This window comes from Pullulanibacillus pueri (assembly GCF_014639255.1).
Classification (GTDB): Bacteria; Bacillota; Bacilli; order Bacillales; family Sporolactobacillaceae; genus Pullulanibacillus; species Pullulanibacillus pueri.
Window position 1 is genome coordinate 1 of the sequence record NZ_BMFV01000049.1, and the last position, 24,274, is coordinate 24,274.

At 40.9% G+C, this 24,274-nt stretch carries 25 protein-coding genes, 1 pseudogene and 1 other annotated feature; of the genes and pseudogenes, 4 read left to right on the plus strand and 22 right to left on the minus strand.

What is annotated here, in order from left to right; genetic code table 11:
* Window positions 1-516: 516 nt before the first annotated feature.
* From IEV91_RS19770 to IEV91_RS19800, 7 genes are all read right to left on the minus strand, one after another.
* Complete coding sequence (locus IEV91_RS19770) at window positions 517-1,293, minus strand: NRDE family protein (RefSeq protein WP_188499160.1); 777 nt, start codon at window positions 1,291-1,293, stop codon at window positions 517-519.
* Between the two features lie 144 nt (window positions 1,294-1,437).
* On the minus strand, window positions 1,438-3,867 hold the full coding sequence (gene pheT, locus IEV91_RS19775; protein ID WP_188499161.1) for a phenylalanine--tRNA ligase subunit beta: 2,430 nt from the start codon (window positions 3,865-3,867) through the stop codon (window positions 1,438-1,440).
* 15 nt (window positions 3,868-3,882) lie between these two features.
* Window positions 3,883-4,917, minus strand: a complete 1,035-nt coding sequence (gene pheS, locus IEV91_RS19780; RefSeq protein ID WP_188499162.1) for a phenylalanine--tRNA ligase subunit alpha — start codon at window positions 4,915-4,917, stop codon at window positions 3,883-3,885.
* Window positions 4,918-5,095: 178 nt separating this feature from the next.
* Window positions 5,096-5,376, minus strand: a binding site (T-box leader).
* 779 nt (window positions 5,377-6,155) lie between these two features.
* Window positions 6,156-6,974 (minus strand): hypothetical protein, encoded by an 819-nt coding sequence (locus IEV91_RS19785; protein WP_188499163.1) that lies wholly within the window; start codon window positions 6,972-6,974, stop codon window positions 6,156-6,158.
* A 142-nt stretch (window positions 6,975-7,116) separates the two neighbouring features.
* Window positions 7,117-7,839: a 3-ketoacyl-ACP reductase gene (locus IEV91_RS19790; RefSeq protein WP_188499164.1), complete on the minus strand. Its 723-nt coding sequence runs from the start codon at window positions 7,837-7,839 to the stop codon at window positions 7,117-7,119.
* Window positions 7,840-8,043: 204 nt separating this feature from the next.
* A complete protein-coding gene (locus tag IEV91_RS19795) occupies window positions 8,044-8,949 on the minus strand; it encodes an SDR family oxidoreductase (RefSeq protein ID WP_188499181.1) in 906 nt (301 codons plus the stop codon).
* A gap of 89 nt (window positions 8,950-9,038) precedes the next feature.
* Window positions 9,039-9,794, minus strand: coding sequence for a TrmH family RNA methyltransferase (locus IEV91_RS19800; RefSeq protein ID WP_188499165.1), 756 nt, complete (start codon window positions 9,792-9,794; stop codon window positions 9,039-9,041).
* Window positions 9,795-9,894: 100 nt separating this feature from the next.
* On the opposite strand from IEV91_RS19800, the gene sspI reads away from it, so the two are divergent.
* Window positions 9,895-10,098, plus strand: coding sequence for a small acid-soluble spore protein SspI (gene sspI, locus IEV91_RS19805; RefSeq protein ID WP_188499166.1), 204 nt, complete (start codon window positions 9,895-9,897; stop codon window positions 10,096-10,098).
* 298 nt (window positions 10,099-10,396) lie between these two features.
* Here sspI and IEV91_RS19810 read toward each other — a convergent pair whose 3' ends face one another.
* The 9 genes and pseudogenes from IEV91_RS19810 to IEV91_RS19850 form a co-directional block, all read right to left on the minus strand.
* Window positions 10,397-10,963: a histidine phosphatase family protein gene (locus IEV91_RS19810; protein ID WP_188499167.1), complete on the minus strand. Its 567-nt coding sequence runs from the start codon at window positions 10,961-10,963 to the stop codon at window positions 10,397-10,399.
* Between the two features lie 95 nt (window positions 10,964-11,058).
* The gene (locus tag IEV91_RS19815; protein WP_188499168.1) at window positions 11,059-11,391 is read right to left on the minus strand and encodes an HIT domain-containing protein; all 333 of its coding nucleotides are present in this window, start codon (window positions 11,389-11,391) and stop codon (window positions 11,059-11,061) included.
* 98 nt (window positions 11,392-11,489) lie between these two features.
* A pseudogene (locus IEV91_RS19820) lies at window positions 11,490-12,008 on the minus strand (HAD-IIIA family hydrolase); the annotation flags it as partial.
* A 280-nt stretch (window positions 12,009-12,288) separates the two neighbouring features.
* Complete coding sequence (locus tag IEV91_RS19825) at window positions 12,289-12,855, minus strand: ATP-binding protein (protein WP_188499169.1); 567 nt, start codon at window positions 12,853-12,855, stop codon at window positions 12,289-12,291.
* 50 nt (window positions 12,856-12,905) lie between these two features.
* The gene (locus tag IEV91_RS19830) at window positions 12,906-13,376 is read right to left on the minus strand and encodes a DinB family protein (RefSeq protein WP_188499170.1); all 471 of its coding nucleotides are present in this window, start codon (window positions 13,374-13,376) and stop codon (window positions 12,906-12,908) included.
* 88 nt (window positions 13,377-13,464) lie between these two features.
* Window positions 13,465-13,911, minus strand: a complete 447-nt coding sequence (locus IEV91_RS19835) for a GNAT family N-acetyltransferase (RefSeq protein WP_239541229.1) — start codon at window positions 13,909-13,911, stop codon at window positions 13,465-13,467.
* Between the two features lie 36 nt (window positions 13,912-13,947).
* On the minus strand, window positions 13,948-14,979 hold the full coding sequence (locus IEV91_RS19840) for a serine hydrolase domain-containing protein (protein WP_229745670.1): 1,032 nt from the start codon (window positions 14,977-14,979) through the stop codon (window positions 13,948-13,950).
* Window positions 14,980-15,413: 434 nt separating this feature from the next.
* Window positions 15,414-16,499 carry a M42 family metallopeptidase gene (locus IEV91_RS19845; RefSeq protein WP_188499171.1) on the minus strand — a complete coding sequence of 362 codons (1,086 nt, stop codon included), beginning with the start codon at window positions 16,497-16,499 and terminating at the stop codon, window positions 15,414-15,416.
* 162 nt (window positions 16,500-16,661) lie between these two features.
* Window positions 16,662-17,159 carry a dUTP diphosphatase gene (locus tag IEV91_RS19850; RefSeq protein WP_188499172.1) on the minus strand — a complete coding sequence of 166 codons (498 nt, stop codon included), beginning with the start codon at window positions 17,157-17,159 and terminating at the stop codon, window positions 16,662-16,664.
* A gap of 74 nt (window positions 17,160-17,233) precedes the next feature.
* Here IEV91_RS19850 and IEV91_RS19855 point away from each other — a divergent pair, with 74 nt between their 5' ends.
* Window positions 17,234-17,632, plus strand: a complete 399-nt coding sequence (locus IEV91_RS19855; RefSeq protein WP_188499173.1) for a hypothetical protein — start codon at window positions 17,234-17,236, stop codon at window positions 17,630-17,632.
* Here the strand turns inward: IEV91_RS19855 and IEV91_RS19860 are convergent.
* From IEV91_RS19860 to IEV91_RS19885, 6 genes are all read right to left on the minus strand, one after another.
* A complete protein-coding gene (locus tag IEV91_RS19860) occupies window positions 17,597-17,884 on the minus strand; it encodes a DUF1294 domain-containing protein (protein ID WP_188499174.1) in 288 nt (95 codons plus the stop codon). The genes IEV91_RS19855 and IEV91_RS19860 overlap by 36 nt on opposite strands.
* A gap of 69 nt (window positions 17,885-17,953) precedes the next feature.
* Window positions 17,954-18,313: a 50S ribosomal protein L20 gene (gene rplT / locus IEV91_RS19865; protein WP_188499175.1), complete on the minus strand. Its 360-nt coding sequence runs from the start codon at window positions 18,311-18,313 to the stop codon at window positions 17,954-17,956.
* A gap of 174 nt (window positions 18,314-18,487) precedes the next feature.
* On the minus strand, window positions 18,488-18,682 hold the full coding sequence (gene rpmI / locus IEV91_RS19870; protein ID WP_188499176.1) for a 50S ribosomal protein L35: 195 nt from the start codon (window positions 18,680-18,682) through the stop codon (window positions 18,488-18,490).
* Between the two features lie 21 nt (window positions 18,683-18,703).
* On the minus strand, window positions 18,704-19,207 hold the full coding sequence (gene infC / locus IEV91_RS19875; RefSeq protein WP_188499185.1) for a translation initiation factor IF-3: 504 nt from the start codon (window positions 19,205-19,207) through the stop codon (window positions 18,704-18,706).
* Window positions 19,208-19,513: 306 nt separating this feature from the next.
* Window positions 19,514-20,542 (minus strand): ABC transporter permease subunit, encoded by a 1,029-nt coding sequence (locus tag IEV91_RS19880; protein ID WP_188499177.1) that lies wholly within the window; start codon window positions 20,540-20,542, stop codon window positions 19,514-19,516.
* Entirely contained in the window at window positions 20,543-21,409 is an 867-nt protein-coding gene (locus IEV91_RS19885) for an ABC transporter permease subunit (RefSeq protein WP_188499178.1), read from the minus strand.
* Between the two features lie 198 nt (window positions 21,410-21,607).
* Between IEV91_RS19885 and IEV91_RS19890 the strand changes: the two genes are divergently transcribed.
* Window positions 21,608-21,787: a YfhD family protein gene (locus IEV91_RS19890; protein WP_188499179.1), complete on the plus strand. Its 180-nt coding sequence runs from the start codon at window positions 21,608-21,610 to the stop codon at window positions 21,785-21,787.
* Between the two features lie 700 nt (window positions 21,788-22,487).
* Entirely contained in the window at window positions 22,488-23,903 is a 1,416-nt protein-coding gene (locus IEV91_RS19895) for an alanine/glycine:cation symporter family protein (RefSeq protein WP_188499180.1), read from the plus strand.
* Window positions 23,904-24,274 lie beyond the last annotated feature (371 nt).

A 24,274-nucleotide genomic window follows, 5' to 3' on the forward strand; every position in this document is an offset into this window, starting at 1 on the left:
CGGAACAACTCGAAGTTTATTCGTGAAGTAACGCTGGCCCCGTTCCCGAAGGAGCCAGAGCGCCTTTCGCTCCAATCCACTTGATGGCAATCGAAGCTTTTTGAGCGGTTTCACAGGAATTAATTCAATGAATTTCTTTTTTTTGCTATGCACCCAAGCTAGCGAAGGAAATACACGGAGACTCAAAAAATCGTAAAACACGATTTTTCTGCGAGGATTATTCTCCTAGTCGCCTTCCTTAGTCCTGCGGGAGCAGGGGCCAAGGTGAGACCCCTATTTCACCCCAAAAAACAAAAAGCGTTTTTCGGGGACCCCGGTATTTTGCGGAGCGCTAGGAGGCTCACCAGCCGCCCGCGGAAAGCGGAGTGTATTTCCGTAGCGGTGTTTTATGATTGACGTCGCAATTTCCTTCAACTACTCCATTTTCATTCTTGATAAAAGCAACAATCCTTTAAAAGACAGTTTTTCAAAGAGCAGGTAAAGTTTTATTTTCTATTGCTGTCTGAAGTGAATGGTTCAGAACTGAGTCGCTTTATCTTGTATCTTAAAGTCAAATGCAATGTTCTTTCGCTCTGGCATGAAAGTCCGTTCTCTAAAAGAAAGGTGTCCCTCTGTTGTTATTGTTACTACAGTGGATGTGCGTGTGCCGTAATCCTGGCTCTGAATAAAGGCTGAAGAAAGCAAGTGTTCTAGCTTGTGATCAATACCTGTGTCTGGAAGCTCGGTCACTTCCGCTTTACGTTCATCGGCAAGCAGTTGGAAAAGGGCCTCTTCATCAATATCCCCTTTTGATTCTAGGCATTCTTTTAGCCGTTTTTTACTCTTTTCTACCTTTGGCCAAGGTGTATCAAGTAAGGCGTTACTTAAACCATAAATGCCTGCATCAAGTTTACGGATCTTTTCCTCTCTATTGGAAAAGTAATAAAGTGAAGAACAATCTGCCACGATGAGATTGAAGCCATTATATTCTTGAGAGCGGGCACTTATTTCTTTCATATAATCTTCTGGCTGTATGCTGCTGGTCAAAAAATCACTGACTAATTCGCCACGCGAGCGTACCTTTTTATTTTCAGCAAATGGGTCTCTGTAATTCGTAATGGCAGCAAAACGCCCAGTTTTTGTCACACCCATCCATGTCCCCATCATCTGCAAATCTCGACCAGCCAAGACCACAGGATGGTCCTCCCAAAAATGAGCAGTAGCCGTTGGTCTGCCATAAAATTCATCACGATTGGATGCCACCACAAGGGAATAACTGGAGTGCATATTATATGCAAAAGTGATCAAACACATAATGATCCTCCTTTCTCTCTTTCATTTTGATAGACTCGTCCTTCATTGCAAGGACTATTAAAAAAATAACCATTGGTCACTCTAATTCCTTATTTTAAACCCTATTAAAATCCCCCTTACCTTAGGCAAGGGGGATACCAACATTTATCCTCTTAACACAGCACCCAACTGAGTTTCACAGGCCTCAAGCACTTTCTGATGTACTTTTTCAACTTCTTTATCTGTTAAGGTTTTCTCAGGATCTAGGTATTTCAGGGCGTAGGCCATTGATTTCTTACCTTCTCCAAGAGACTCCCCTCTATAAATATCAAACAGCTTGACTTCCTTAAGAAGTGGGGCCCCAGTGGACTTAATCACTTGGACAAGCTGGCCTGAAGTGATTGCTTCATCGACAACCAAGGCAATGTCCCGCGTCATCGCCGGATAACGAGGCAAAAGGGTGTAACTTAAAGCTTCATTCTCAGCGTTTAAAATCGTTTCAATATCCAGTTCAAATACATAGGTTTCCTTTAAATCGAGTTCGTTTTGTAGTGTTGGATGAATTTGCCCTAAGAAGCCAACAACTACATGATCTAATAGGACATTAGCAGTTCGACCAGGATGCATTCCCTCCCGGTCCGCCGCTTCATAACTCACGCGTTCAGTAAGATCAAAAGCATCAAACAGCCTTTCAATAATTCCCTTGACAGTGAAAAAGTCAATCGCTTGCTGCTTAGAATACCAACCCGAATCCTCACGCGTCCCGGTTAACGCCCCAACAAGATGTTCTTTTTCCTCTGGTAGATCCGTTAGAGTTTCTTCATCAGCATGGAAGACTCTGCCCATCTCAAACACTTTAATGTTAGGCATTTGCCTATTAAGATGGTAACGGACCACCTCTAGCAGTTCAGGAATAAGCCCGACGCGAAGAACAGCGCGCTCTTCACTCATCGGCATCGCTAACCGGACAGGCGTATGCTTTTGCTCATCAATACTTGAAATCAGGTGCGCCTTTTCTTCGGTGGTTAAAGAATACGTCACCGTTTGATACAGACCTGCCCCTTCCATTAAGCGTTGAACTTTGCGACGTTTAAGCTGATAGTCTGTAAGCTGTCCTGTAGTGCTTGAACCCTCTGGAAGAGTGGCAGGCACATGGTCATAGCCATACGTCCGTCCCACTTCTTCAACTAAATCCTCAGGAATCGTCACATCAGGACGTCTTGTCGGTACAGCAACGTGAAGGGTATCTCCTTCAATCTTGGCTCCAAATCGTAGGCGGCGGAAAACAGATAAAATCTCTTCTTCAAGTAACTGGGTGCCCAGCACGTGGTTGATTTTTTGCCAAGGCATGTCAATCGTTGAAGGTGGAACTTCCACTGCCCCTTCATGCACGATGCCTTTTAAGACCGTCGCGCCAGCAAGTTGTTCCATAAGCTCTGCTGCCCGAGCGGCTGCATCTGCTGCACGATTGCGATCAATCCCTTTTTCATATCGGCTACTTGCATCCGTACGAAGTCCCAAACGCGTAGAGGTCCGGCGAATCGAAAGGCTATCAAAAATAGCGGATTCTAGAAGAACCGTCTGAGTGGTGTCGGACACTTCAGAATCTGCACCACCCATCACACCGGCAATGGCAACAGCTTTTTCCCCATTCGTAATCACAAGGTCTTCGCTTGTGAGCGTTCTTTCCGTATCATCGAGCGTTGTGAGCTTTTCACCTTCTTCAGCCTGGCGAACAAGCACCCGATCAGAACCAAAGGCATCGAAATCAAACGTATGGAGCGGCTGACCATACTCAAGCATGACGAAATTAGAGATATCGACAATGTTAGAAATCGGACGCACACCTGCCGCCATCAAGCGCTGTTGCAACCAACGTGGGGATGGACCGACCTTTATGCCCTCAACAATACGCGCACCATAAAAAGGCACCTTGTCTTGATCGGCAACTTCAATAGAAACTTTAGATGCTGCTTCAACCCGCGATTCATGTAGTTCTGGCTTTGGTAAGCAGATATCGCGATCTAAAATGGAAGCCACTTCATAAGCGACACCAATCATGTTTAAGCAATGCGCACTGTTGGGTAAAATATCAAGCTCTAATACGTAATCATTAAGATTGAGATAAGGTAGGGCATCGGCCCCCACTTCTGCCTCTTCTTCTAAAACGTAGATGCCATGCGCAAATTCTTTCGGAACAAACTTATCTTCAATGCCGAGTTCTTGAAGTGAACAAATCATCCCTTGGGAGACTTCACCGCGTAATTTAGCTTTTTTAATTTTAAAATTCCCTGGAAGGACAGCACCCACCTTGGCAACAACGACTTTTTGTCCAGCCGCAACATTGGGAGCTCCACAAATAATTTGCACGTTTTCCTCTGCACCAATATTGACTTGACAAACGTTGAGCTTATCGGCATTTGGATGCCTGTCACAAGACTCTACATAGCCGACGACAACATCACGAATCCCTTCACCAAGAAACGTAACATGTTCAACTTCTATACCTGCCTTCGTTATTTTTTCGGCAAGTTCCTGCGGGGTAACACCTGTTAAATCAACATATTCGTTTAACCAATTATAAGAAACATACATTTTTTTATACCACCTTTATGCCCGTTTGAACTGTTCTAAGAACCGTTGATCATTCGTATAGAACTGGCGAATATCATCAATGCCATATTTAAGCATAGCGATACGCTCGGGTCCCATACCAAAAGCAAATCCCGTATAGACTTCCGGATCAAATCCAGACATCCGTAAGACATTAGGGTGGATCATCCCTGAACCGAGAATTTCAATCCAGCCTGTCCCCTTACAAACCGAGCACCCCTCGCCACCACAACGGAAACAAGAAATGTCCATTTCCACAGACGGTTCCGTAAAGGGGAAAAAGCTTGGACGCAAGCGAATTTGCCTGTCTTCACCAAACATCTTTTTCGCAAACACCGTGAGAGTCCCTTTTAAATCGCTTAAGCGGACATTTTTATCAACATATAAACCCTCAATTTGCATAAATTGGTGGGAATGCGTGGCGTCATCCGTATCCCGGCGGTAGACTTTTCCCGGGCAGATAATTTTCACTGGGCCTTGTCCATGATGTTTTTCCATGGTGCGTGCTTGAACCGGTGAGGTGTGTGTTCGCAGCAAAATATCCTCTGTAATATAAAAGGAATCCTGCATATCCCGTGCCGGGTGATCTTTTGGAAGATTTAAGGCCTCAAAATTATAATAGTCCTTCTCTACTTCTGGTCCCTCTGCAATTGAGAAGCCCATACCGATAAATAAGTCTTCAATTTCTTCAATGACAGCAGTAAGCGGATGATGATTGCCTTGTTGGACCATGCGACCCGGAAGTGTCACATCCACCGCTTCACTCGCTAAACGTTCCTCAATCTTCTTTTTCTCAAGTGCTTCTACTTTTTCGGTAATCGCACTTTGAATCGCCTCGCGAACGTCATTGGCTAACTGTCCAATCACTGGACGCTCCTCAGCGGATAGCTTGCCCATCCCGCGAAGCACCTCTGTAATTGGTCCTTTTTTTCCTAAATACTTCACCTTTACATCTTGAAGTTGCTTAGGCTCACTCGCCGTTTGGACGGCTACCAAGGCTTCCTCTTTTAGAGCCTCTAATTTGTCTTTCATTTTCTTCCTCCTTATCTTCAAAAAGCGGAGCGGCTTTTATTGACATCGGTTTTGTTTTTATTAACGGAGAACATCACGCTGTAAAAGGAACAGTAGAAAACTTGGCTTGATGCCAAAGTTGCGCTTATAAGGGCTTTCGCTAAGTTATAAATGCTGACGCAAAAAAACCCGCCCCCAAAAAAGGGACGAGGCTCCGCGGTACCACCCTTGTTAACGATCAAATAGGATCGCTCACTTAAAAACCGGATAACGGGCGGTGCCGATCCATCCTTTACCTAGGAAAATAAAATAAGAATTCTAAAAGCCAACTTCTTTTTTTATTTTCCTTCATTAGCAGTCTTTTCGGATGATTGCTCCAGAGCGAATTCCTAGCGTGCCGCCATAGATGTGCTTTCAATCAGGACACATCCTCCCTGAATGGAGGCTTTCGTCAGTACTACTCTCCTTCAACGCATGACAAGTTCTTCTATTCGTTACTGTAAGTATAAAGAAATATCAGCTATTCTGCAACATCATGAGAAAAAATGGACTTGAGAAAAACTTGGCCTCCGACAAATCCAAATCAAAGAAGACAAATTTTTCTACCAAAACCCTTTCTTACATTCTTATATTTTAAGTGAAATCTAATAAGACCTTAATTTATGTATAAAAGTGTGGTCGCCTTCAATCAATTAATTTTTGCGGTCTTTAATAATAAGACTCAAAGTGATGATAGAAAGAATGAATGCAATAACAGAAATACACAGGGTCAAAATCAGCATTTTTATTCCCCCACTTGAGTTTTTAGAATAAAAAGGGTATGATAAACATAAGATGATGGAGAGAAGGGGCTTGCCCCTTCTGGGATGTTTAGAACTTTCACTGGTGATGACGGTGGAGGTTCTTTTTCTTTTTACGCTTTGTTAACAGCACTACTGTTAGATTCATAACAGCAACTGTAAAATTAACCGAAGACGTAAGAAGTATCACAATCTCTTCCATCACTTACCACCTCCTTCCTAAAGGAGGTTAGAGTGTCTATCACACCCTCAGGTCCCATTCTATTATGAATAATCCACCTATTCAAATATATCAAAAATAGGACTTGACACGGATGTCATATCTTAATCAATAGCAAGCTGTTTACGTTGCAACCTATATAAACAGCGACAAACGATGCGCGATAGTCCCCCTATCCCTAATACAAGTTTCCGTATTAATAAATTTCCATGGTTATTACAGCTATTCTAAAAAGGACCTTACCCTTTGTCACTATTCGGAATGGGGAGTAACTGATATTCCCAATTTGTTCTACATTCCTTTAATACATAATAGCCATGGTCGTTATCTTTTGATATACTTCCACATTGCTGGGGGGCATTATTAAAAGTATCTTGTGCTTCATTCTTTAGTTTTATATAGTGACTCAAATCTGGGTGAACTTCAATCCAACCTTCTTTGGCATTTTTATCATATCTTGATTTCAAATTATAAATCAAAACCCCTTGTTGATTCACATACTTTACGACTCTTAGTTCACTTTCATTGTTCTGACTCGCTTTTGTGATAAAATCTTCAAGTCGATTTTCATTTTTCAAAACATGATCTTTTAACACAACATCCGTTTTTTTGGGAATATAGGTCGGCGGTTGCTGTTGATTTTGTTCTGCCTCTGTTCCTTTTTGTCCCTCATTTTTAGATTTTTCCTGTGTGGCGTTTGTTGAACCCTTTTGGCTTCTTTCATCCAATTGCTTTTGAGCATTAGCGAGTGACAAGGCGAGTCCAAGACCAAACACTGAATTGGTGTCATTCTTTTCTTTGGGCTTGATCTTAGAAGTCAGTTTGGCCGCATAATCAATCTGTTTCTGCGTCGTTGTATCCTTGATTCTTGCCGTATTTAAATGATCCCAATCTGATTTTACAAATAAATCTTTTACGGCATTTGTTGCGCGTTGGATCTTATGGACGGATGTATCCTCAGCAGAAGAAGTTGTTTTTTTGGTACAGCCATATGTACCGAAAGCTAAGAAAACAATAAGAACAAGCCATGATAATGTATGCTTTTCACCCACCCTCATAATCTCACCCTCCTTCACTATTAAGACATATCCCCTAGGACTTATTCTTAATAAGGTTCAAAAAGTAGAGTACCATTAAACTATACTGGTCCCTTAATTTGCTCTTCACATTTAAAAGTTGAAATTGAGTCATTCTCTTCAATTAAAATGGATTAGTTGCCCACTGCAAGGACTGTTTTATAAAAATACGTGGATGAAGCTTCAATTGGGAAACCATATATTCGGCGAGATCCTCGGGCTGCATAAACTTTTCTTTATTCTTTTCGGCAAGGCTGTCCCCAAATGCGAGTTCTGTCGCTACAAGACTTGGATTCAGTGTAAAGACTCGGATGTTGTTCCGACGCACTTCTTGCATAAGCGCTTCGGTCATCCCCTGGATTGCGAATTTCGAAGCACTATAAGAAGTAGAACCCGCTGTTCCTTTAAGGCCATTACTTGAGGAGATGTTAATAATATCCCCACGGTTTTTCTCAATCATTTGTGGTAAAACAGCACGTGTCACATGATATGTACCAAAAACATTGACTTCAAATGTATGCTTCCACTGTTCAGGGGCAATTTCTAAAAAGGGGCCATGACACCCAATTCCGGCATTATTGATAAGTATGTCAGCTGGCCCAAGCTCTTTTTCTAGATAAGCGATGCCGTGATGGACAGCTTCCATATTAGCAATATCTGTAGAAGAGAAGCTGACATTCACACCAATAGACTCAATTTCCTCAGCGACGGCTTCTAATTTGCTTTTTGTACGAGCGATTAACCCAACGTTAACCCCCGCTTTAGCCAACTCCAATGCTGTTGCCCGTCCAATGCCGCTACTTGCGCCTGTAATATATGCCGTTTTCCCTTTGATATCCTGTCCCAACTTAAACCATCCTTTCTGTCATTTTTTGTTACTCAGTATAGGCTTCAGCTGAAAAGTATTCAATGATAAGCATTCTCTTACTTTGTAGCACGAGAATGGAAAGAAGGGGGCTCACCCCTCCAAATGATTTAAAAATCGAACGTTCAGCGTGATAAGTAGAGTTTTTTTCTTTTTACACTTTATCAAACTTAAGCACTGCTTTACTCAAGAGCTCACCATAATGCCACCATTCACATGGATGACTTGCCCTGAGACATACCTTGAATCATCCGATGCCAGATACACATAAGCAGGTGCAAGTTCAAATGGCTGTGCCGCCCGTTTCATTGGGGCATTTAGTCCAAACTTCTCCACATCTTCAGCTGAGAAGCTCGAAGGGATAAGGGGTGTCCAGATGGATCCTGGGGCCACTGCATTGACTCTGATGTCTTTATCCGCTAAATTATGTGACAAAGCTCGGGTAAACCCAACAATAGCGCCCTTTGTGGCAGTATAATCAATCAGCTGTTTATTCCCTTCATAGGCTACAACTGAGGCCGTATTAATAATGGCATCTCCTGATTTAAGATGTGGTAGCGCCGCTTTAGACATATAAAAAAAGGCGTAAATATTTGTTTTAAAAGTGGCATCCCATTGTTCGATTGAAATGTCTAATAAGCTTTTTTGAGGAAATTGTACCCCGTGATTGTTCACTAAAATATCGAGTTTACCAAAGGTGTCTACAGCGGTTTGCACGACTTTTTGGCAATGGTGAGGATCACGAAGGTCCCCTGTCATTAAGACACAACGCTGCCCAAAGTCCTCCACACGTTTTTTGGTCCGTTCGGCATCTTCTTGTTCATAATCACTAAAATAAGGTATAACAAGATTGGCCCCTTCCCTCGCAAAGGCGATAGCCGTCGCTGCGCCAATCCCGCTATCACCCCCTGTAATAATAGCGACTTTATTTTTTAGTTTATGGCTCCCCTTTACTTCAGGATTTTCAATAATGGGCCGTGGATTCATTAGTGATTCTATACCCGGTTGCCTTTCTTGATGCTGAGGCGGAAAAGCTATCGGTTGCTCTTTTGTAACCGCCTTCTTGGAGTAATAAGGATATTGTGGATACATCATGACCACTCCTTCATAGGTGAATATCACTATATCCTATTTTATGGAGCAGGAATTGGTGAAAACTGAGCAGTTGACGCCCTCAATCCTTAAAGTCCTCGCAAATAGTACATTAAAATGCCAGCGGCCACTGCAACATTAAGAGATTCGGCTTGACCGTAGATCGGAATTTTTATAGAAAAATCGGTTTGATCTAGAAGATCAGGATGCACCCCATTGGCTTCATTGCCGACAAGTAAGCCAAAGCGACTTTGGCGAAGGTCCGATGATAATTCCGTTCCTGTGAGTGAGGTCCCATAAATAGGAATCGCCTGTGCCTTCAATTGAACAATCGCTTCAAATAAATTTAAACGGATGACGGGAAGATGGAAATGTGAGCCTTGAGCACTGCGCAAAGTTTTTTCATTATATTGATCCACACAACCATCGCCTAAATAAACTGCATCAAGACCCGCCGCATCCGCGGTTCTAATTAATGTTCCTAAATTCCCTGGATCCTGTACGGCGTCCAACAACAGCACCCGCTTTACCTCTTTTGGCGCCTCTATGCTTTTCATTTTACAAACTGCTATCATCCCTTGAGGATTTTCCGTCGTTGAAAGCTCCTTAAATAGATCCGTTTCAAGCTGATACACTGCAATATCGTCATAAAGCTCAAACACAACATCCTGATCCCCATTTAAAAGCAGCTCTTGTACGACATCAGGGTCTTTGAGGGCTTCTTCGACGAGATGAGGACCTTCAATAAGATAAAACCCCGCTTTCTCCCGTCCGCGCCTTTTTAAAAGCTTGCGCCACTCTTTGAATTTTTTATTTTGAGTAGATTGTATGTATTGAACGTTCATATTGACCTCTTTTCACTCCCATAAGTTATGTTCTCTATTTTACATATTTTTAGCGAGATAACCAAATACTATAGTCAAAAGTAAAGGAGTGTGCTGTATTGTGGATATCAATATTCGTAATGCCGTGAAGCATAATATTTCTGATAACGATGAAGCTCAACTTCGCGATACTATTGTCGATGCCATTCAAGACGGTCAGGAAAAAATGTTACCTGGTCTTGGTGTCTTATTCGAAATTATTTGGAATGAATCTGATGAACAGCAACGTAAAGCCATGATAAATTCTCTTGCAAAAGGAGTTTAAGAAAAAAAGCCATTCGGATCAGTTAGTGATGGATTAGAAGGAAAAACGAATATTTATTTCTAGATGTGCAAAAGAGCTTAGAGTTAGACTCAAGCTCTTTTTTATACACACTCAGAGTACATTTAAGATAGCTTCTTGTACCCTCCATCTTTTAAATTGAAGCAACTCCATAGGCTCAAAAAATCAATCCTTTATATTATAGTTTTGCCCTTTGTTGTTCATTAACCTTTACGAATAAGCACCGCTTTGATTTCACCTCTATTAGAAGCCATTACATTTTAAAAAAGTGAGTGATACCCTATTCCCCTATTCTTTTTACACCCACTAATTTCTGGTCATCGAATGTCATTCTATATATATCGGGTTTGGAAGTACGATGTAAGAAATCTAAATCATAATAGCTATCGTAATATCCCATCATCAAAGTCATCACAGCTCCATGAGTGCCAATGACAACTTTTTTACCCCTATAAGTTATTAACAGGTCTTGTAAAACGTTTACAGCCCTTTTTTGACAGCCCGCATTAGACTCGCCGCCCTCTAGCGCAAAATTAAAATCAGAAAAGGACCTTTCTAGTAGTGGGTTCAATGCCTGATCAGGAACCCGCTCAGCATCAGAGGAAAATACTCTCTCTCTAAGATCTTCAAAAATGAATACCTCTTGTCCTAGGGAATCCGCTAAGGGCTGAACGGTTAAAATTGAACGATAGTATGGACTCGAAATAATGGCATCAATGCCTTCTGCTTTTAACCGATCCTTTATCCGTTCAGCAGCTAATTTTCCCTTTTCAGTTAACCCTCTTGTTCTTTCATTCCCCTCTTTTGGTGATTCACCATGTCGTATCATATAAATAAACGTTTGCATAGTCCCTCCGTAAAGTTTTTATATTATTCCTTTTATCTTTAATTAAAAGGGAACCACTAATCCCAAATTGCCCACCAAAACACATGGCAGACGGCTTATTTAATCGATTTCCCAGACACGATATGCCAGTGAAGATGTTTCGAATCTTGATAATGCCCTAGATTTGTAATCACCCGACAAGCCCCATGTTCTGCTGTTACTTGTTGAGCCACTTTTTTAATCACGCCGAGGAGTTCAAGTAATAATGGGTTATCACTCTCTTCCAAGGCTGTTAAAGAGGCAATATGTTTCTTAGGGACTGCTACAATATGTACAGGGTAAGCTGGCTTTGTATGATGATAAGCTAACACATTGTCAGTCTCCAAAACTCTATTTACCTGTGTTTTACCGCTGAATACTTCCTCACAATAGAAATCTTCAGTCATCATTTTCCCTCCTATAAATGACCTTGCATCTTATTCGATGAATTGGACCATCGCAGTGCTGGTGTTCATCTACGTACCCTTTAGGCAAACGAGTCTGAACTTTATCGAGAAAGGACCCAATTGGCAGCCTCCTGAAAATCACGAGCAACAAAATCAGGAGAAACCATCGACCATTGACCAAAATACTCATGATTTTGATATTTATTTAAGGCTTCTTTTCCTGCTCCAGTAATCACTAAAATTTTAAGACAGCCTACTTCGCTGGCTGCAAGCATATCTGTCCATCTGTCACCAATGACAACACAATCTTTTAAATCCAAATTATTTTCCTTTGCTGCTTGAAGTAACATCCCTATTGATGGCTTGCGACAGCGGCACTCTTCATGATGTTGATGTGGACAAAGATAAACTCTATCAAAGCCAAATCCTTTGAGTTCTTGTTCATATTCTTCACTGGTGACTTCTCCTCTTGAAATCCCAGACTGATTTGTAAATGAACAAATCAAATTTCCTGCTTTTTTTAATAGCGTTAATGAGTCCTCTACGAAAGGGTATAATTCAATTTCTCCAGGATAAACGACTTTATCTGTCCCTCCAATCGTTCCATCCCTGTCAATGAAACAGCCTTTGACAAAGGAATCTCCTCCTCTCTTTTTTGTTTCACTCTTTTAAAAACGGGCCAGAGCGCTTGGCCTTATTTAGACATTGAAAAAGTTTTTTCATACCTCAAGGCTACTTCGGCAATTAAGTGAACGGGAGCAGAAAGCGAGAGATTCGGAACTCTTCATGAAAAGCATGTAGCCAGCACCACTTACTCATAGGTGCCTCAACTAGGAGTCCTTCGGGAACAGTTTTTGAAAACCGATTGTCATTTTTAAATTATCGCTTTGTGAACTTCACTCATATCCCTTCCGCAATCTGAACTATTTTTTTTATCACAATATCGGCGTCTGTGTTGTCACGGATAGTAAATAAATAGTCTGCTTCGCCTTCTATAGGGGCCGTGACATCTTCTTTTAGTGATTCGGCCTGTTGACAAATGAGCACTTCTTGAAAAGAGGAATAAGCCCCTCTAAAAATATTGGTATTGCGTTCGCTCTTTCTTACCCGTTCTTGAAGGACATGATCCGGAATATCAAAATGAACCAAAATGCGAAGAAAGGCCTCTTTATTAAACAACTCTTCAAGCATGTATCGTCGTCCTTTTCGACTGCGATTGGCATTGCAAATGATAAAATGAAAATCAGTGTTTTCTTTCGCATAATCAACAATCAACTTTGAAAGGGCATGTTTAAGCGTGTTTGCGCCTTTTTCTGGTAGTAGATTCTTATAAAAGGTATTGATAAATTCAGCATGATTATCTTGATCCAGAACAAAAGAATGTTTTAAGGCTTTTTCTAAAGCTCTTGCAAAAGTCGTTTTCCCGCTATGGGTTTTACCTACGGTCATAATCACTAATCTTTTCATCACTTCATCTCCGTTGATAAGGTTAACATTCTATGAATCAGGTTTACCCATCAACGTTGGGCCGGCCAAGCTCCTTGCATCTTCCTCAATTGAATGATTTGTCCTGTATGATAGGCATCGTGAAGCAAGATGTCTAAAAGTTCTTTTTCAAGGGAATCTTGTTCAAGCTCTTGAATCGTTAGTTTACTGAACGCTTGTCTTAATCTTTGTTGAACCGTTTCGGCACGTTCAACAACTGCGTTCCATGCCTTATCCTCATTTACTTGGTCTGTAAGATAAAAGGTTTCATCGCCATCAAGATGATGTGTCCATTCACTGCCTTCTAAGTTTGCGACCAGTCTCTCTTTATAATAGATAAGATGATTCGCATTTTCCCAAATGGATTTGGTTGCCTCTCCTGCTGGTCTCCAGCTTGCCTGTTCTGCGGTGAGTCCTTCTATTGCCGGTTTGAACGGTGCATACCAACTTTCCTTATCGAACGTCGTATCCAGCATATTTGTGAGTAAGTCTATTCTGTTCATTAACATCTTCCTCCTTAAAATGAGTTTTCTAAATAGAGTTTCTTATGATCGATGGTTTTTTCTCTAAAACAACATTCCGTGGTCGGGTTTAGTTGAATAATTTCTTTTCAAGTATAATTTTATGTAATCCTTGTTCATCCGGATAAGTATCAATGACATCAAAACCATGTTTAATGTTCAAAACCAACATATGGCGCCATTTATTCATTGTTTTTGTTTGAACAACATTATAGCCATTATCCTTTAAATAGTGATGTTGCTTTTTCATTAACTCAGAAGCAATTCCCTGCTTTCTATAACGTGAATCTACCCCGCCTAGCCAACTATAAAATTTATGGCAATCAAGTTCATATCCAATCTTATATCCGATCACTTTTTTACCACTCATCGCAGTCATCACTAATAATTGCGGTTTACTGGCCATCTTAGTTAATAAATCATCAGAAGAACCAAGAATAACTTGATGTAATGCTATAATCTCGTTTAAAACCTCATCATCAGGCATAGAATTAAAAATAAAATAATCAATGCTCAAATGATTCCCCCCTCCTCCTAGCCGCCGTTCTCAAGTTCAAAACAACATTGCTAATTCTTTTTCAATTTCCATCATCATGTCATAAGCCCCGCTTGATTTATTAGAACATACCACAGCCTTAACGTCGTAATTAGGATAAAAAGCTGAATGAAAACTAACGCCAGGATCATAGCCCATAAGATGAAATTTAAAAATGGCCTCCTTATATTTCTCAATCCACAGACCATAGCCATAAAAGCTACTCTCGTCATCTTTTGTTCGAATGTATGGGGTAAGTAACTTATGAGTATATTCTTTACTGAGTAAATGATCATTTACGAGTGCATCCCAAAAGCGGGTCATATCGTCAACGGTGACATAAGCCCCACCATCTGATCCTCCTTTTGCAGGCAGCGAGTAAATATTGGTCTTCCAAGTCCCATCAGGAAGATCGATATAGCCAAGCGCAGTATTTTTAGGAAGTGAATCAAATTCAAAATAACCCGAGCTGACCATACCTGCTTTTTGAAAGATATTTTCTTCAATGTAATCGCAAAACGGCTGTTGACTAGCTTGTTCTATAATTAATCCAAGTAAAATATAACCTGCATTATTATAACGGAACCGTTCACCCACTTTTAATGTCATCGGTCGGTCCTTAAAGAGTGGCAAGAAGTCTTCTAAACTCCGTAGAGAATACATGGGGTGCTTAAGCCACAATTCCTCAAAATCATCCATCACTTCTTCATCAAAATAATCGGGAATGCCAGACGTATGCGTCAAAAGATGATGAACTGTAATCGCTTCATCAAAGTAAGGGAAGAACACATTAAGGCAATCTGTTAATTTTGTATCAAGGCCGAGTTTTCCTTGCTCGACAAGCTGACAAATGGCTATCGCTGTAAACAATTTGCACCCCGAAGCGATGCCGTATCTTGTCAAGGCGTTATTTTTAATCTGTTCAGAGCGATGGGCCAAACCATAATGTGCTTCTACTAAAACTTTATTATTTTTTTTGACAAGAAGGCTACCAGAAAATTGATTTTTATTCTGACTCTCACTCATGCGATTAAGAATACTCATTTCCACCCCATCCCTCCCATACTTTAGTCCTCTTTCCTTCTACTATGTGCACGTCCATTCACCATTTTCATTTTAGCATAAAAGCCCAATTATTTTACGAATTGTTCAATAGATACGAAATTATCATTTAATTTTTTCCAATAAGAAAAACCGGGCGGAAAGCATGCCTAGTCCTCATTCAGTTGACCATTAAAATGTTTTTTACCAAAATGCTTCGTCAGTATCAAGTAGATTGGAGCGGAAATCCACACCGTCCAGATAACCAGGCGTTTTATACATTTTAGAAAATTTGGTTTCCAACGAGTCCTCTTCAAAAAACTTTCTACCACATCTCGTCAGCTTATCTCGTCTTATACGTAAAAAAGCCTACCCCACTTGAGGTAGACTTCTAATAGCTGGGACAAGGAACCTGTCCCCATGTCCCTGGGAACCTCTCCCTATTATCCAAAGGTAATTTCTTTTACTTTTTCTGCGTCTAGGCGTTTAGCCACTTCGACGACAAGTTTGACAGCATTTTCGTAATCATCTCGGTGGATGACTGAAGCTGCTGAGTGAATGTAACGTGTTGCAATGGTAATTGAGATCGAAGGAACCCCTTTACCGGTTAGGTGGATTTTTCCTGAATCCGTCCCACCACCAGGAATCGCTTCTAATTGATAAGGAATCCCTTGTTCGTCAGCGACACCGGTGACAAAGTCAAGAAGCCCTTTGTGCGCAACCATGGAAGCGTCATAGATAATAATCTGTGGTCCGTCACCAATTTTCGCACTAGCGTCTTTACTTGAGATACCTGGAGTATCTCCTGGAATCCCTGTATCCACAGTCAAGGCAATATCTGGTTGAATCAATTGTGCGGACGTTTGTGCTCCACGTAAACCGACTTCTTCTTGGACAGAACCGACACCGTAAACCACGTTATCATGCTTAACATCTTTTAATTCTTTAAGGACATCAATCGCAATTGCACAACCAATACGGTTATCCCATGCTTTTGCCATCAGATATTTAGGGTTCGCCATGACCGTAAAGTCACATACGGGAACAACAAAATCACCAGGTCGTACACCGGCTTCGATCGCTTCTTCACGACTTGCGACACCGATATCAATGAACATATCTTTTTTGTCCGCAGGCTTCTTGCGCTCTTCAGCAGGTAAAATATGTGGTGGCTTTGAACCCACAACACCAGCTAATACACCTTTTTTCGTCACAACAGAGACGCGTTGGGCCAACATCACTTGTTCCCACCAACCCCCTACGGTTTGGAACTTTAGAAAGCCTTTCTCATCAATTTGAGTAATCATATAGCCAATTTCATCTAAGTGACCCGTGACTTGAATTTTAGGGCCGCCTTCTTTACCGACTTTCTTGGCAATTAAGCTCCCCAAACCATCCTGTGTAATTTCATCAGCATAAGGCTCTATGTATTTTGTCATGACCGCACGAGGCTCGGCTTCATTGCCTGCAATCCCCTTTGCGTCAGTTAACTCCTTAAGCATTTGTAATCTTGGTTCTAATTCTGCCATTATGAATCCTCCCTTTTCCCTGTTATTATGTCGACATCCTGCTTGTCTCATTCTTTTATGTATCGAGCTGAGACCATCCTACACAGCATGGCATACATTTATTTCGCCTTTCGAAACTATTATACAAAATTGTAGGTATTGTCACAATCTTTTCGCACCCACTTAATATTTTTCCTGTTGCCGCTTATAATTAACTTCATTCTTTTTAAAATAACTTTCCTTGATAGCTGCAGCATCAAAACCTAGCACTGCTCCTAGTTTTAAAAACTCAGCAAAGAGCGCGAGATATTGTTCATAAGAAGTGTCTTCCTTAAAAAGTGTCGCTAATTGATACACCGTTAAAAATTGCGCTGTCGCCGTTTGTTCAGCTTCCACTTCTACATCTTCAATCGCAGACACGTCTGTAAAGCCTAAATCAATACCAAGTGACAGTAGAAAATGGATTCCATCAACATACTCTTCTAAAATGATGTCTTGTGATGAGGCAGGTTTCACACTCCAAAATTTAAAACAACGCGTCTCATTCGCCAATTCCCCTAGCTCCACTAAAAAAGCTAAGGTCTTTTCTTCGATTAAATTGTGACCTAGAAGCCCATGCTGAGATTGAATGTGGTGATCGAGCTGTTGTTGCACGTGATATAACGCATTTAGCCAACTCATATGAATCCCCTCTCCTTTTCATTTGCTGAAACATTTTCTTTTGGTTATCGTATACATTAAGTAGGTGATGCCCAATGACTATCCTTTTAATCATGGTTATCTTTGCAGCGCTCTGCTGCCTTGTTTATTCTTTTATTCTCTATACAAAAAAAGAACCTGTAAGCAACGTTGACCTGAAGCCTCTCTTCTCCCTAACTGCAAATGAAGGTCATCTCACACTTCATTATAAAGACGTGGCTTTTAAAGGGGAATGCACTTATGGTGTGAATGGAGACATCCTGGATCGCCATTATACTGTTCAAGCGATCCGACTATCACTTATTTCTGCTCACTCCGCGCTTTACCTCTGGACAACAAATGATCTGTATGAAGTCGAACGACAGTTAAACATCCATTATCCTGAGGCAGAGATCCTTTGGGAGCACCCTATGAAAGCACTACTTCCCGATTTCGAAAAAGAGTCCTCCCCATAAAAGGAGATGGAATAAAATCAGGAGAGGGACACCGATACGAAAGGAAAGATGGCGTGTCTTATGATGACACACCTTCATGCCAATAAACACGCCCAAAACACCACCCAACCCCGCGGATAGCCACAAATGGCGCTCTGAAATTCGCCAATTTCTATGAATAGCCCGCTGTTTATCAACAGCCATCATTACGTAGCCATAACCATTGATGAGAACCAGATAAAGGACTAATATTAGGTCCAAGGTATTCAACATTTTAATTTCTCCCTAAAAATACCTTATATGTAAAAATCGGACCACTCTAAGAATGATCCGATTTGTGTCTTATGCGTTAATGGCTTGTTTTGCCTTTTCAGCAAGTTGAGAAAACGCTTGTTGGTCGTTGACTGCAAGATCAGCAAGCATTTTACGGTTAACATTAATGCCCGCTTCTTTCAAACCGTGCATTAAACGGCTATAAGAGATCCCGTTTGTACGAGCAGCCGCATTAATACGCGCAATCCAAAGCTTGCGGAAATCACGCTTACGCTGACGACGATCTCTGTATGCGTATTGTAAGGATTTGAAGACTTGTTGCTGAGCAACTTTAAATAATTTATGTTTTGAACCGTAATAACCTTTAGCAAGTTTTAGAACCTTCTTGCGACGTCGACGCGTCACGTAACCACCTTTAACTCTTGCCATGTGTAATGACCTCCTGAAATGCGGTAAACTTGATCAGCGAATTTCTTTGTTGCGTTGCCTTTCCGGTACTCACGTATACTATACGCTCTGTTCCTCAAGACGGCCGCGCCTCGAACTTCTTGATCCTGTTTATCCTCTTTTTAGACTTTAATGTTTTGATTATTAAACGAGATGTTATTGATTGATTAAATTTTTGATTCGCTTTTCGTCTGCGCTAGATACGATCGCACCTTTACGCAATTTACGTTTTTGTTTTTGTGATTTGTTGCGCATCATATGGCTAGTAAAAGCATGGCTACGCTTCAATTTACCTTTTCCAGTCTTTTTAAAACGCTTTGCTGCGCCTTTATGTGTTTTCATTTTTGGCATGGGTAGTAGTCCTCCTGTCAATTACTTTTCATTCGTTGGTGCTAAAATTAAAAACATGCTACGACCTTCCATTTTCGGCTTAGCTTCAATGACACCAACTTCTTTACACTCTTCAGCAAGACGCTCTAATACTTTACGACCAATTTCAGAGTGAGTGATCGCACGACCACGGAATCGAATCGATGCTTTAACCTTATCGCCTTTGGAAAGGAACTTAATCGCATTACGCAATTTTGTATTAAAATCATGTTCTTCAATGGTAGGGCTCAAACGAATTTCTTTTAAATTAATGACCTTTTGATTCTTACGTGCTTCTCTGTCTTTCTTTTGCTGCTCATAGCGATATTTACCATAGTCCATAATACGGCACACTGGCGGTTTGGCATTTGGCGCAACAAGGACAAGATCAAGATTGGCATTTCTAGCCAAATCTAATGCTTCAAACTTAGTTTTAATTCCGAGTTGATCCCCGTTTTGACCTATAAGGCGAACTTGTTTCGCACGAATGGACTCATTGACAAACATATCTTTGCTAATATCGAGCCACCTCCAAATAGTTTTGAGCAAGACTTAAAGTCCAGCCTATTGATAGCAAATAAACAAAGAATGGTTTAATGGCATAAAAAAGCGCAGGCAAACGCCCACGCTTAACGATTTATTCATCACTAACCAGTCAACTTTCGTCGATCAGGTGAGAAGCTGGGCGCCTCTTCTTGTTCGTCGCTATTCAATTCTTCATTCACTATACCATCTCTAGTGGACAATTGCAAGCCTCATGTTGATCTCTTCAACTTTTCCAATTATACACGAGAATAAGTATGGAGTAAACTCCTATGACTCATCGATTCTTGGTGTCACAAAACTAAAGGGCTCAAGTGCTCGCAAATCCTTATTCACTGTCCCTTCTAACCGAACCCCTCTTTTTAATTTAACCACTTTATTGGCCTCAAGCGCCTTTTGAAGACCTACCAGCATAAAATTGAAAGCTATTATGCCAAGGGTCATCATGATAATGGGACCCATGACAAGCCAAGGATAAATGCTAATAGACTGGATATTGTTATTGACGCCAATAAGTCCTGCCCACTCCTGCGTTGAAGAGAGAAGTGCCATTCCAGGTTGAAATTTCATAGTCCCACCAAATAATAAACCTAAAAATCCAAGGTGACCAATAATAATCATCACTTGAATGATTTGCTGAACAAAAATAACAAATAATTTTGGAAGAAGATGTGGCAAAATGTGATGGCAAAATAAATGCAGACGACTCCCACCTAAAATTCTCGCCGAATCAATATACTCATTTTTATAAAGTGTGCCAATTTCATTTCCAATTAAGACACTGACCACCGGAACAACAGCAACCGCTAAAAACAAGCCTTCAAACCCTGCTCTCTCCCACAAAGGATATTTAAAAGTACTTGTAAAGCTGTCCATTACTAAGACACTGCTCAAAACGATGTACGCAAATAACGTTAAAGGAATCACGGTAAGGCTATCTACAATGGCAGTAAAAATGCGTTTAAACCGAAAGAGATAATTACCATATAAAAGACCAAGAATGAAAGCCAATCCCATACGCACAAAGGCGATAAGGATCGCAGCCCCTAGCGTCCATTTTGCTCCTATTAATAGTTTGATTCCCATATTAAACCCACTTCTATCAGTGCCAAAGGGAGGAACCTCTGAAGGTGAAAACGGAGGCGCTCCTAACAATTTTCCATTTTCATCATAAAGAAGTGTCGTTTGTGGCAACTTGTTATGATATTTAAATTGATAATAGAAGCTGGCCGCTATGAGAATGACAACGAACAAGAAGCCCATCATAAATAAAGGTTGTTTAAGTAAAGCCTTTATCACTCAAACCACCACCCTTTGCCCTGTAAACCATTGGATCAGTAATTGGACGATCATAAAGAAAAGAAAAATCGGAACAAAGATCATCAACATGCAAATCGTGAAAATAAGAGGCTCAGGATACTCATACATAAACATGGTAATCCCACGAATGTTAAACAAATATTCAAACACAAGCAGATTAGACAGCAGCATCCAAATAATCGTTTTAGAATGAAAAAAAATACTGGTCAACATATTTCGCAACACGTGGCGAATTAAAAGTGCGGGCAATCGTATGCCCTTACTGCGCGCCATGTCAATATAATCCTTTCCAAGCTCGTCCTCACAAGCAAGAAGAATTACACGATAAAAAAGAAAACTAGGCAATATTGCTAAACAAATAATCGGCAAAAGATAGACGTAATGATCCCCCATCCCACCAACATTGGCAAGAAGAATATGAGTCTGTTTATAAAACCATACAATCAACAACTGTATCGTTATGATGACAAATAAGTCAGGTAAAGACTCTCCAATAAAAACAATCGCACTGATGACCTTCCGCAACCGTCTCGGAAGAAAAAAGGTGAAATATGAAAAAATAAGTCCAATTAAAAGCGCCAATAAAAAGGAACCAAAAAATATTTTCATGGAATAAAAAAACGGATGCCATAAATATGGAAAAATAGGCTTGGTAACTTCTGGCTGTGTATAAAAAAACAATTCAGATGGATGAATCATAGCGCTCAAAACATTATGAATTTCTTTTAAGTAAGCAGAAAAGTCAAAGGATATTCCTACGAAAAGCTTTGGAAGTGATCCTGCAAAAATGATAATAATGGCAGTCAAAATAAACTTAGCTCCTGATTTTGTGACAAACCCCGTCATACTTCCCCCTGTGTTCTTTTCATATTTTTTCTATTTAACATGGATGTAAAAATTGCAATTCAATTATAATATAATCCAAATTATCATAATACTATTAGATTTTCAAGAGAATATCCAATTTATGTCACATTATGAGGATCACGGATAATCACTGAGAAATAAACCATGATAAGAGTGTAGAAAAAGGAGGATATGAAAATGGGAAACACTCGTGGAAATCGAGATAAAAATACGTCAACACTGCCACAAACACCTCATTATGCAAAACGATCAGCCGGACAAGGTGATGACCTTGAAATAGCTCAGAATTTAGATGAGCAGTACACCCTTCAAGCGAAACCGGGGTTTCAAGCAACAGAGGTTAAAAGAAAAAAATAAGATAAAAGTCATCCATCATCATTCATAGAAATGGTGACGGATGACCTCATACACTTTACGGCGTTATTCTTTTCATTAGCTTTAGGACCTTCCCATCCCTACCTTATAGCTCTTAGACGCAAATCTCACACGAAGAAGAGATGATGCTAAGAAAAACCGGGCGAAAAGCATGCCCAGTCCTTATTAAAACACGGAATAAGATTTTAATCCCAAAAGGCAACTGCAGCAACTCCGTTGATCGGAACGGAAGGCGCGAGATTCGGAACACTTATACTCAGTGTGTTCCTCAGCGCCGCTGACTCACGGGTGCCTAAACTAGTGTCCTTCGGGAACGGGGCCAGCGTGACTTCACGAGTAAAACGTCGAGTTGTTCCGGGAAAGCTGACGACGAAGCGATACGCGTAGACGCAGGAACAGGGACTTTTAATCGTAAATACTTTTGGAACACACAGATAAACCATTCCCAAGTTGGCTGAGACCACTAAGGTCGATCGGCTAAAAACGTCACGCCCATTTTCTACCGATCTTTTTATTGCATCGATGGCTTATTCTTTCGCACACACACTAAGATTATCGCCAAGCCTTAATCTCGAAAGCCAAAATTGCACTAATAAGGTCTCCCGCTAAGTTATAACGCTGACGTTATAAAAAATAACTATCCTATAGTGTACATATGATCATGAGTAAACGAGGTGAAATAATGGCACTTATTCAACAAGCAGTGGAATTTATTAATGGCTATCTCTGGAGCTATGTATTAATCATTTTACTCTTAGGCCTTGGTCTATACTTCAGTATTCGTTCGGGCTTTGTTCAATTTCGCTTATTTGCTGAAATGTTCCGGGTTATTAAAGATGACGTCAGTGAAAATAAAAAAGGCGTCTCTTCCTTTCAAGCCTGGACGATAAGCACGGCTTCGCGTGTCGGTACAGGAAATATGGCTGGTGTTGCTTTGGCGATCGGCGTTGGAGGTCCCGGTGCTATATTTTGGATGTGGATTGTTGCACTTATTGGAGGAGCCACAAGCTTTGTTGAAAGTACGTTAGCACAAGTCTATAAGGTGAAGGAAGGAGACGCCTTTCGTGGTGGGCCATCTTATTACATCGAAAGGGCACTTAATGCTAAATGGATGGCTCTATTATTTTCAATTCTTATTACTATCACTTATGGACTCATTTTTAATGCCGTCCAGTCTAATACCATAACGGTTGCGTTCAAACAATCCTTTCATTGGAATCGTCTCATGTTTGGCATCATAATTTTAATCCTTACTGCCTTAATTATATTTGGTGGGATCAAGCGGATCGCCACTTTCACTGGCGTTATTGTTCCTGTTATGGCCATTATTTATATCGCTGTTGCGTTTTATACATTAATCACACATATAGCAGAAATCCCAGACATGATCAGCACTATTTTTAGTCATGCTTTTGGCCTTCAAACAATGGCGGGCGGAACAATTGGAGCTATGGTGATGAATGGGATCAAACGCGGTCTCTTCTCCAATGAGGCGGGAATGGGGAGTGCTCCCAATGCTGCTGCTACAGCGACAGTAAGTCATCCCGCTAAGCAAGGACTCGTGCAAACATTGAGTGTTTTCACCGATACTTTGTTAATCTGTAGTGCTACAGCCTTTATGATCCTTATTTCGGGTGAATATCTAGGCGAAGCAAATGGTGACGGGATTGCTTTAACCCAGGCGGCTATGAACACCTTATTAGGACGATGGGGCAGTTCTTTTGTTGCTGTGTCTATTTTCTTATTTGCTTTTAGTTCTATCATTGGCAATTACTACTATGGCGAATCAAATATTCAATACTATACAAAAAATAAGGCCTTTCTTAATCTTTATCGCCTCTTAGTCTTAGCTATGGGACTTTTTGGTGCTGTCACAAAAGTCACTTTAGTCTGGGATCTTGCGGACTTATTTATGGCTCTTATGGCCATTGTTAACCTGGTTGCCATCGCCCTTCTTGGCAACATCGCTTTCGCTGTCTTGAAGGACTATATAAGACAAAAAAAGGAAGGCAAAGATCCTCTCTTTCAAACTTCCTCCATCCCATCACTTCGCAACGTCGAATGGTGGGGTGGATCATCTGACCGAAGGCGATCCTAAAATATTTAAATAACAAGACTCTGGCTTCCCAGCTGGATCTTCGGACACATGCTTTTCCCGAGGGAGTCAGAACACCTTGCTCTTCAATCCTCTTGATAACATTCGATGCGTTTGTGAGTTAACGGCATCTTATGCGCGGGCGCAGCGCTGTTTTGTGGGTTCCTGCTTTATTTCGTGCGCCTTTTGGAAGTTGAACCTGTCTTTTGTGAGTGTGGTGCTCCCCTTTTGTTAGCCTGCAACTTCTTATGTTCGTCAACCCCTGTTATAGCCTAAAAAATAGACAGCCTAAAAAGAGGATGACCGATAACTAATCTGGCACCTATGTCAAGGACACAATAAAAAAAGAGGTTAAGCAACTAGAAGATGATTCC

Excerpts from the sequence above, each read along its gene's own strand:
- IEV91_RS19770 (WP_188499160.1), bottom strand. The coding sequence starts at position 1,293 with ATGTGTTTGATCACTTTTGCATATAATATGCACTCCAGTTATTCCCTT.
- pheT (WP_188499161.1), bottom strand. The coding sequence starts at position 3,867 with ATGTATGTTTCTTATAATTGGTTAAACGAATATGTTGATTTAACAGGT.
- pheS (WP_188499162.1), bottom strand. The coding sequence starts at position 4,917 with ATGAAAGACAAATTAGAGGCTCTAAAAGAGGAAGCCTTGGTAGCCGTC.
- IEV91_RS19785 (WP_188499163.1), bottom strand. The coding sequence starts at position 6,974 with ATGAGGGTGGGTGAAAAGCATACATTATCATGGCTTGTTCTTATTGTT.
- IEV91_RS19795 (WP_188499181.1), bottom strand. The coding sequence starts at position 8,949 with ATGTATCCACAATATCCTTATTACTCCAAGAAGGCGGTTACAAAAGAG.
- IEV91_RS19800 (WP_188499165.1), bottom strand. The coding sequence starts at position 9,794 with ATGAACGTTCAATACATACAATCTACTCAAAATAAAAAATTCAAAGAG.
- IEV91_RS19810 (WP_188499167.1), bottom strand. The coding sequence starts at position 10,963 with ATGCAAACGTTTATTTATATGATACGACATGGTGAATCACCAAAAGAG.
- IEV91_RS19815 (WP_188499168.1), bottom strand. The coding sequence starts at position 11,391 with ATGATGACTGAAGATTTCTATTGTGAGGAAGTATTCAGCGGTAAAACA.
- IEV91_RS19825 (WP_188499169.1), bottom strand. The coding sequence starts at position 12,855 with ATGAAAAGATTAGTGATTATGACCGTAGGTAAAACCCATAGCGGGAAA.
- IEV91_RS19830 (WP_188499170.1), bottom strand. The coding sequence starts at position 13,376 with ATGAACAGAATAGACTTACTCACAAATATGCTGGATACGACGTTCGAT.
- IEV91_RS19845 (WP_188499171.1), bottom strand. The coding sequence starts at position 16,499 with ATGGCAGAATTAGAACCAAGATTACAAATGCTTAAGGAGTTAACTGAC.
- IEV91_RS19850 (WP_188499172.1), bottom strand. The coding sequence starts at position 17,159 with ATGAGTTGGCTAAATGCGTTATATCACGTGCAACAACAGCTCGATCAC.
- IEV91_RS19855 (WP_188499173.1), top strand. The coding sequence starts at position 17,234 with ATGACTATCCTTTTAATCATGGTTATCTTTGCAGCGCTCTGCTGCCTT.
- IEV91_RS19860 (WP_188499174.1), bottom strand. The coding sequence starts at position 17,884 with ATGTTGAATACCTTGGACCTAATATTAGTCCTTTATCTGGTTCTCATC.
- rplT (WP_188499175.1), bottom strand. The coding sequence starts at position 18,313 with ATGGCAAGAGTTAAAGGTGGTTACGTGACGCGTCGACGTCGCAAGAAG.
- rpmI (WP_188499176.1), bottom strand. The coding sequence starts at position 18,682 with ATGCCAAAAATGAAAACACATAAAGGCGCAGCAAAGCGTTTTAAAAAG.
- infC (WP_188499185.1), bottom strand. The coding sequence starts at position 19,207 with ATGTTTGTCAATGAGTCCATTCGTGCGAAACAAGTTCGCCTTATAGGT.
- IEV91_RS19885 (WP_188499178.1), bottom strand. The coding sequence starts at position 21,409 with ATGACGGGGTTTGTCACAAAATCAGGAGCTAAGTTTATTTTGACTGCC.
- IEV91_RS19890 (WP_188499179.1), top strand. The coding sequence starts at position 21,608 with ATGGGAAACACTCGTGGAAATCGAGATAAAAATACGTCAACACTGCCA.
- IEV91_RS19895 (WP_188499180.1), top strand. The coding sequence starts at position 22,488 with ATGGCACTTATTCAACAAGCAGTGGAATTTATTAATGGCTATCTCTGG.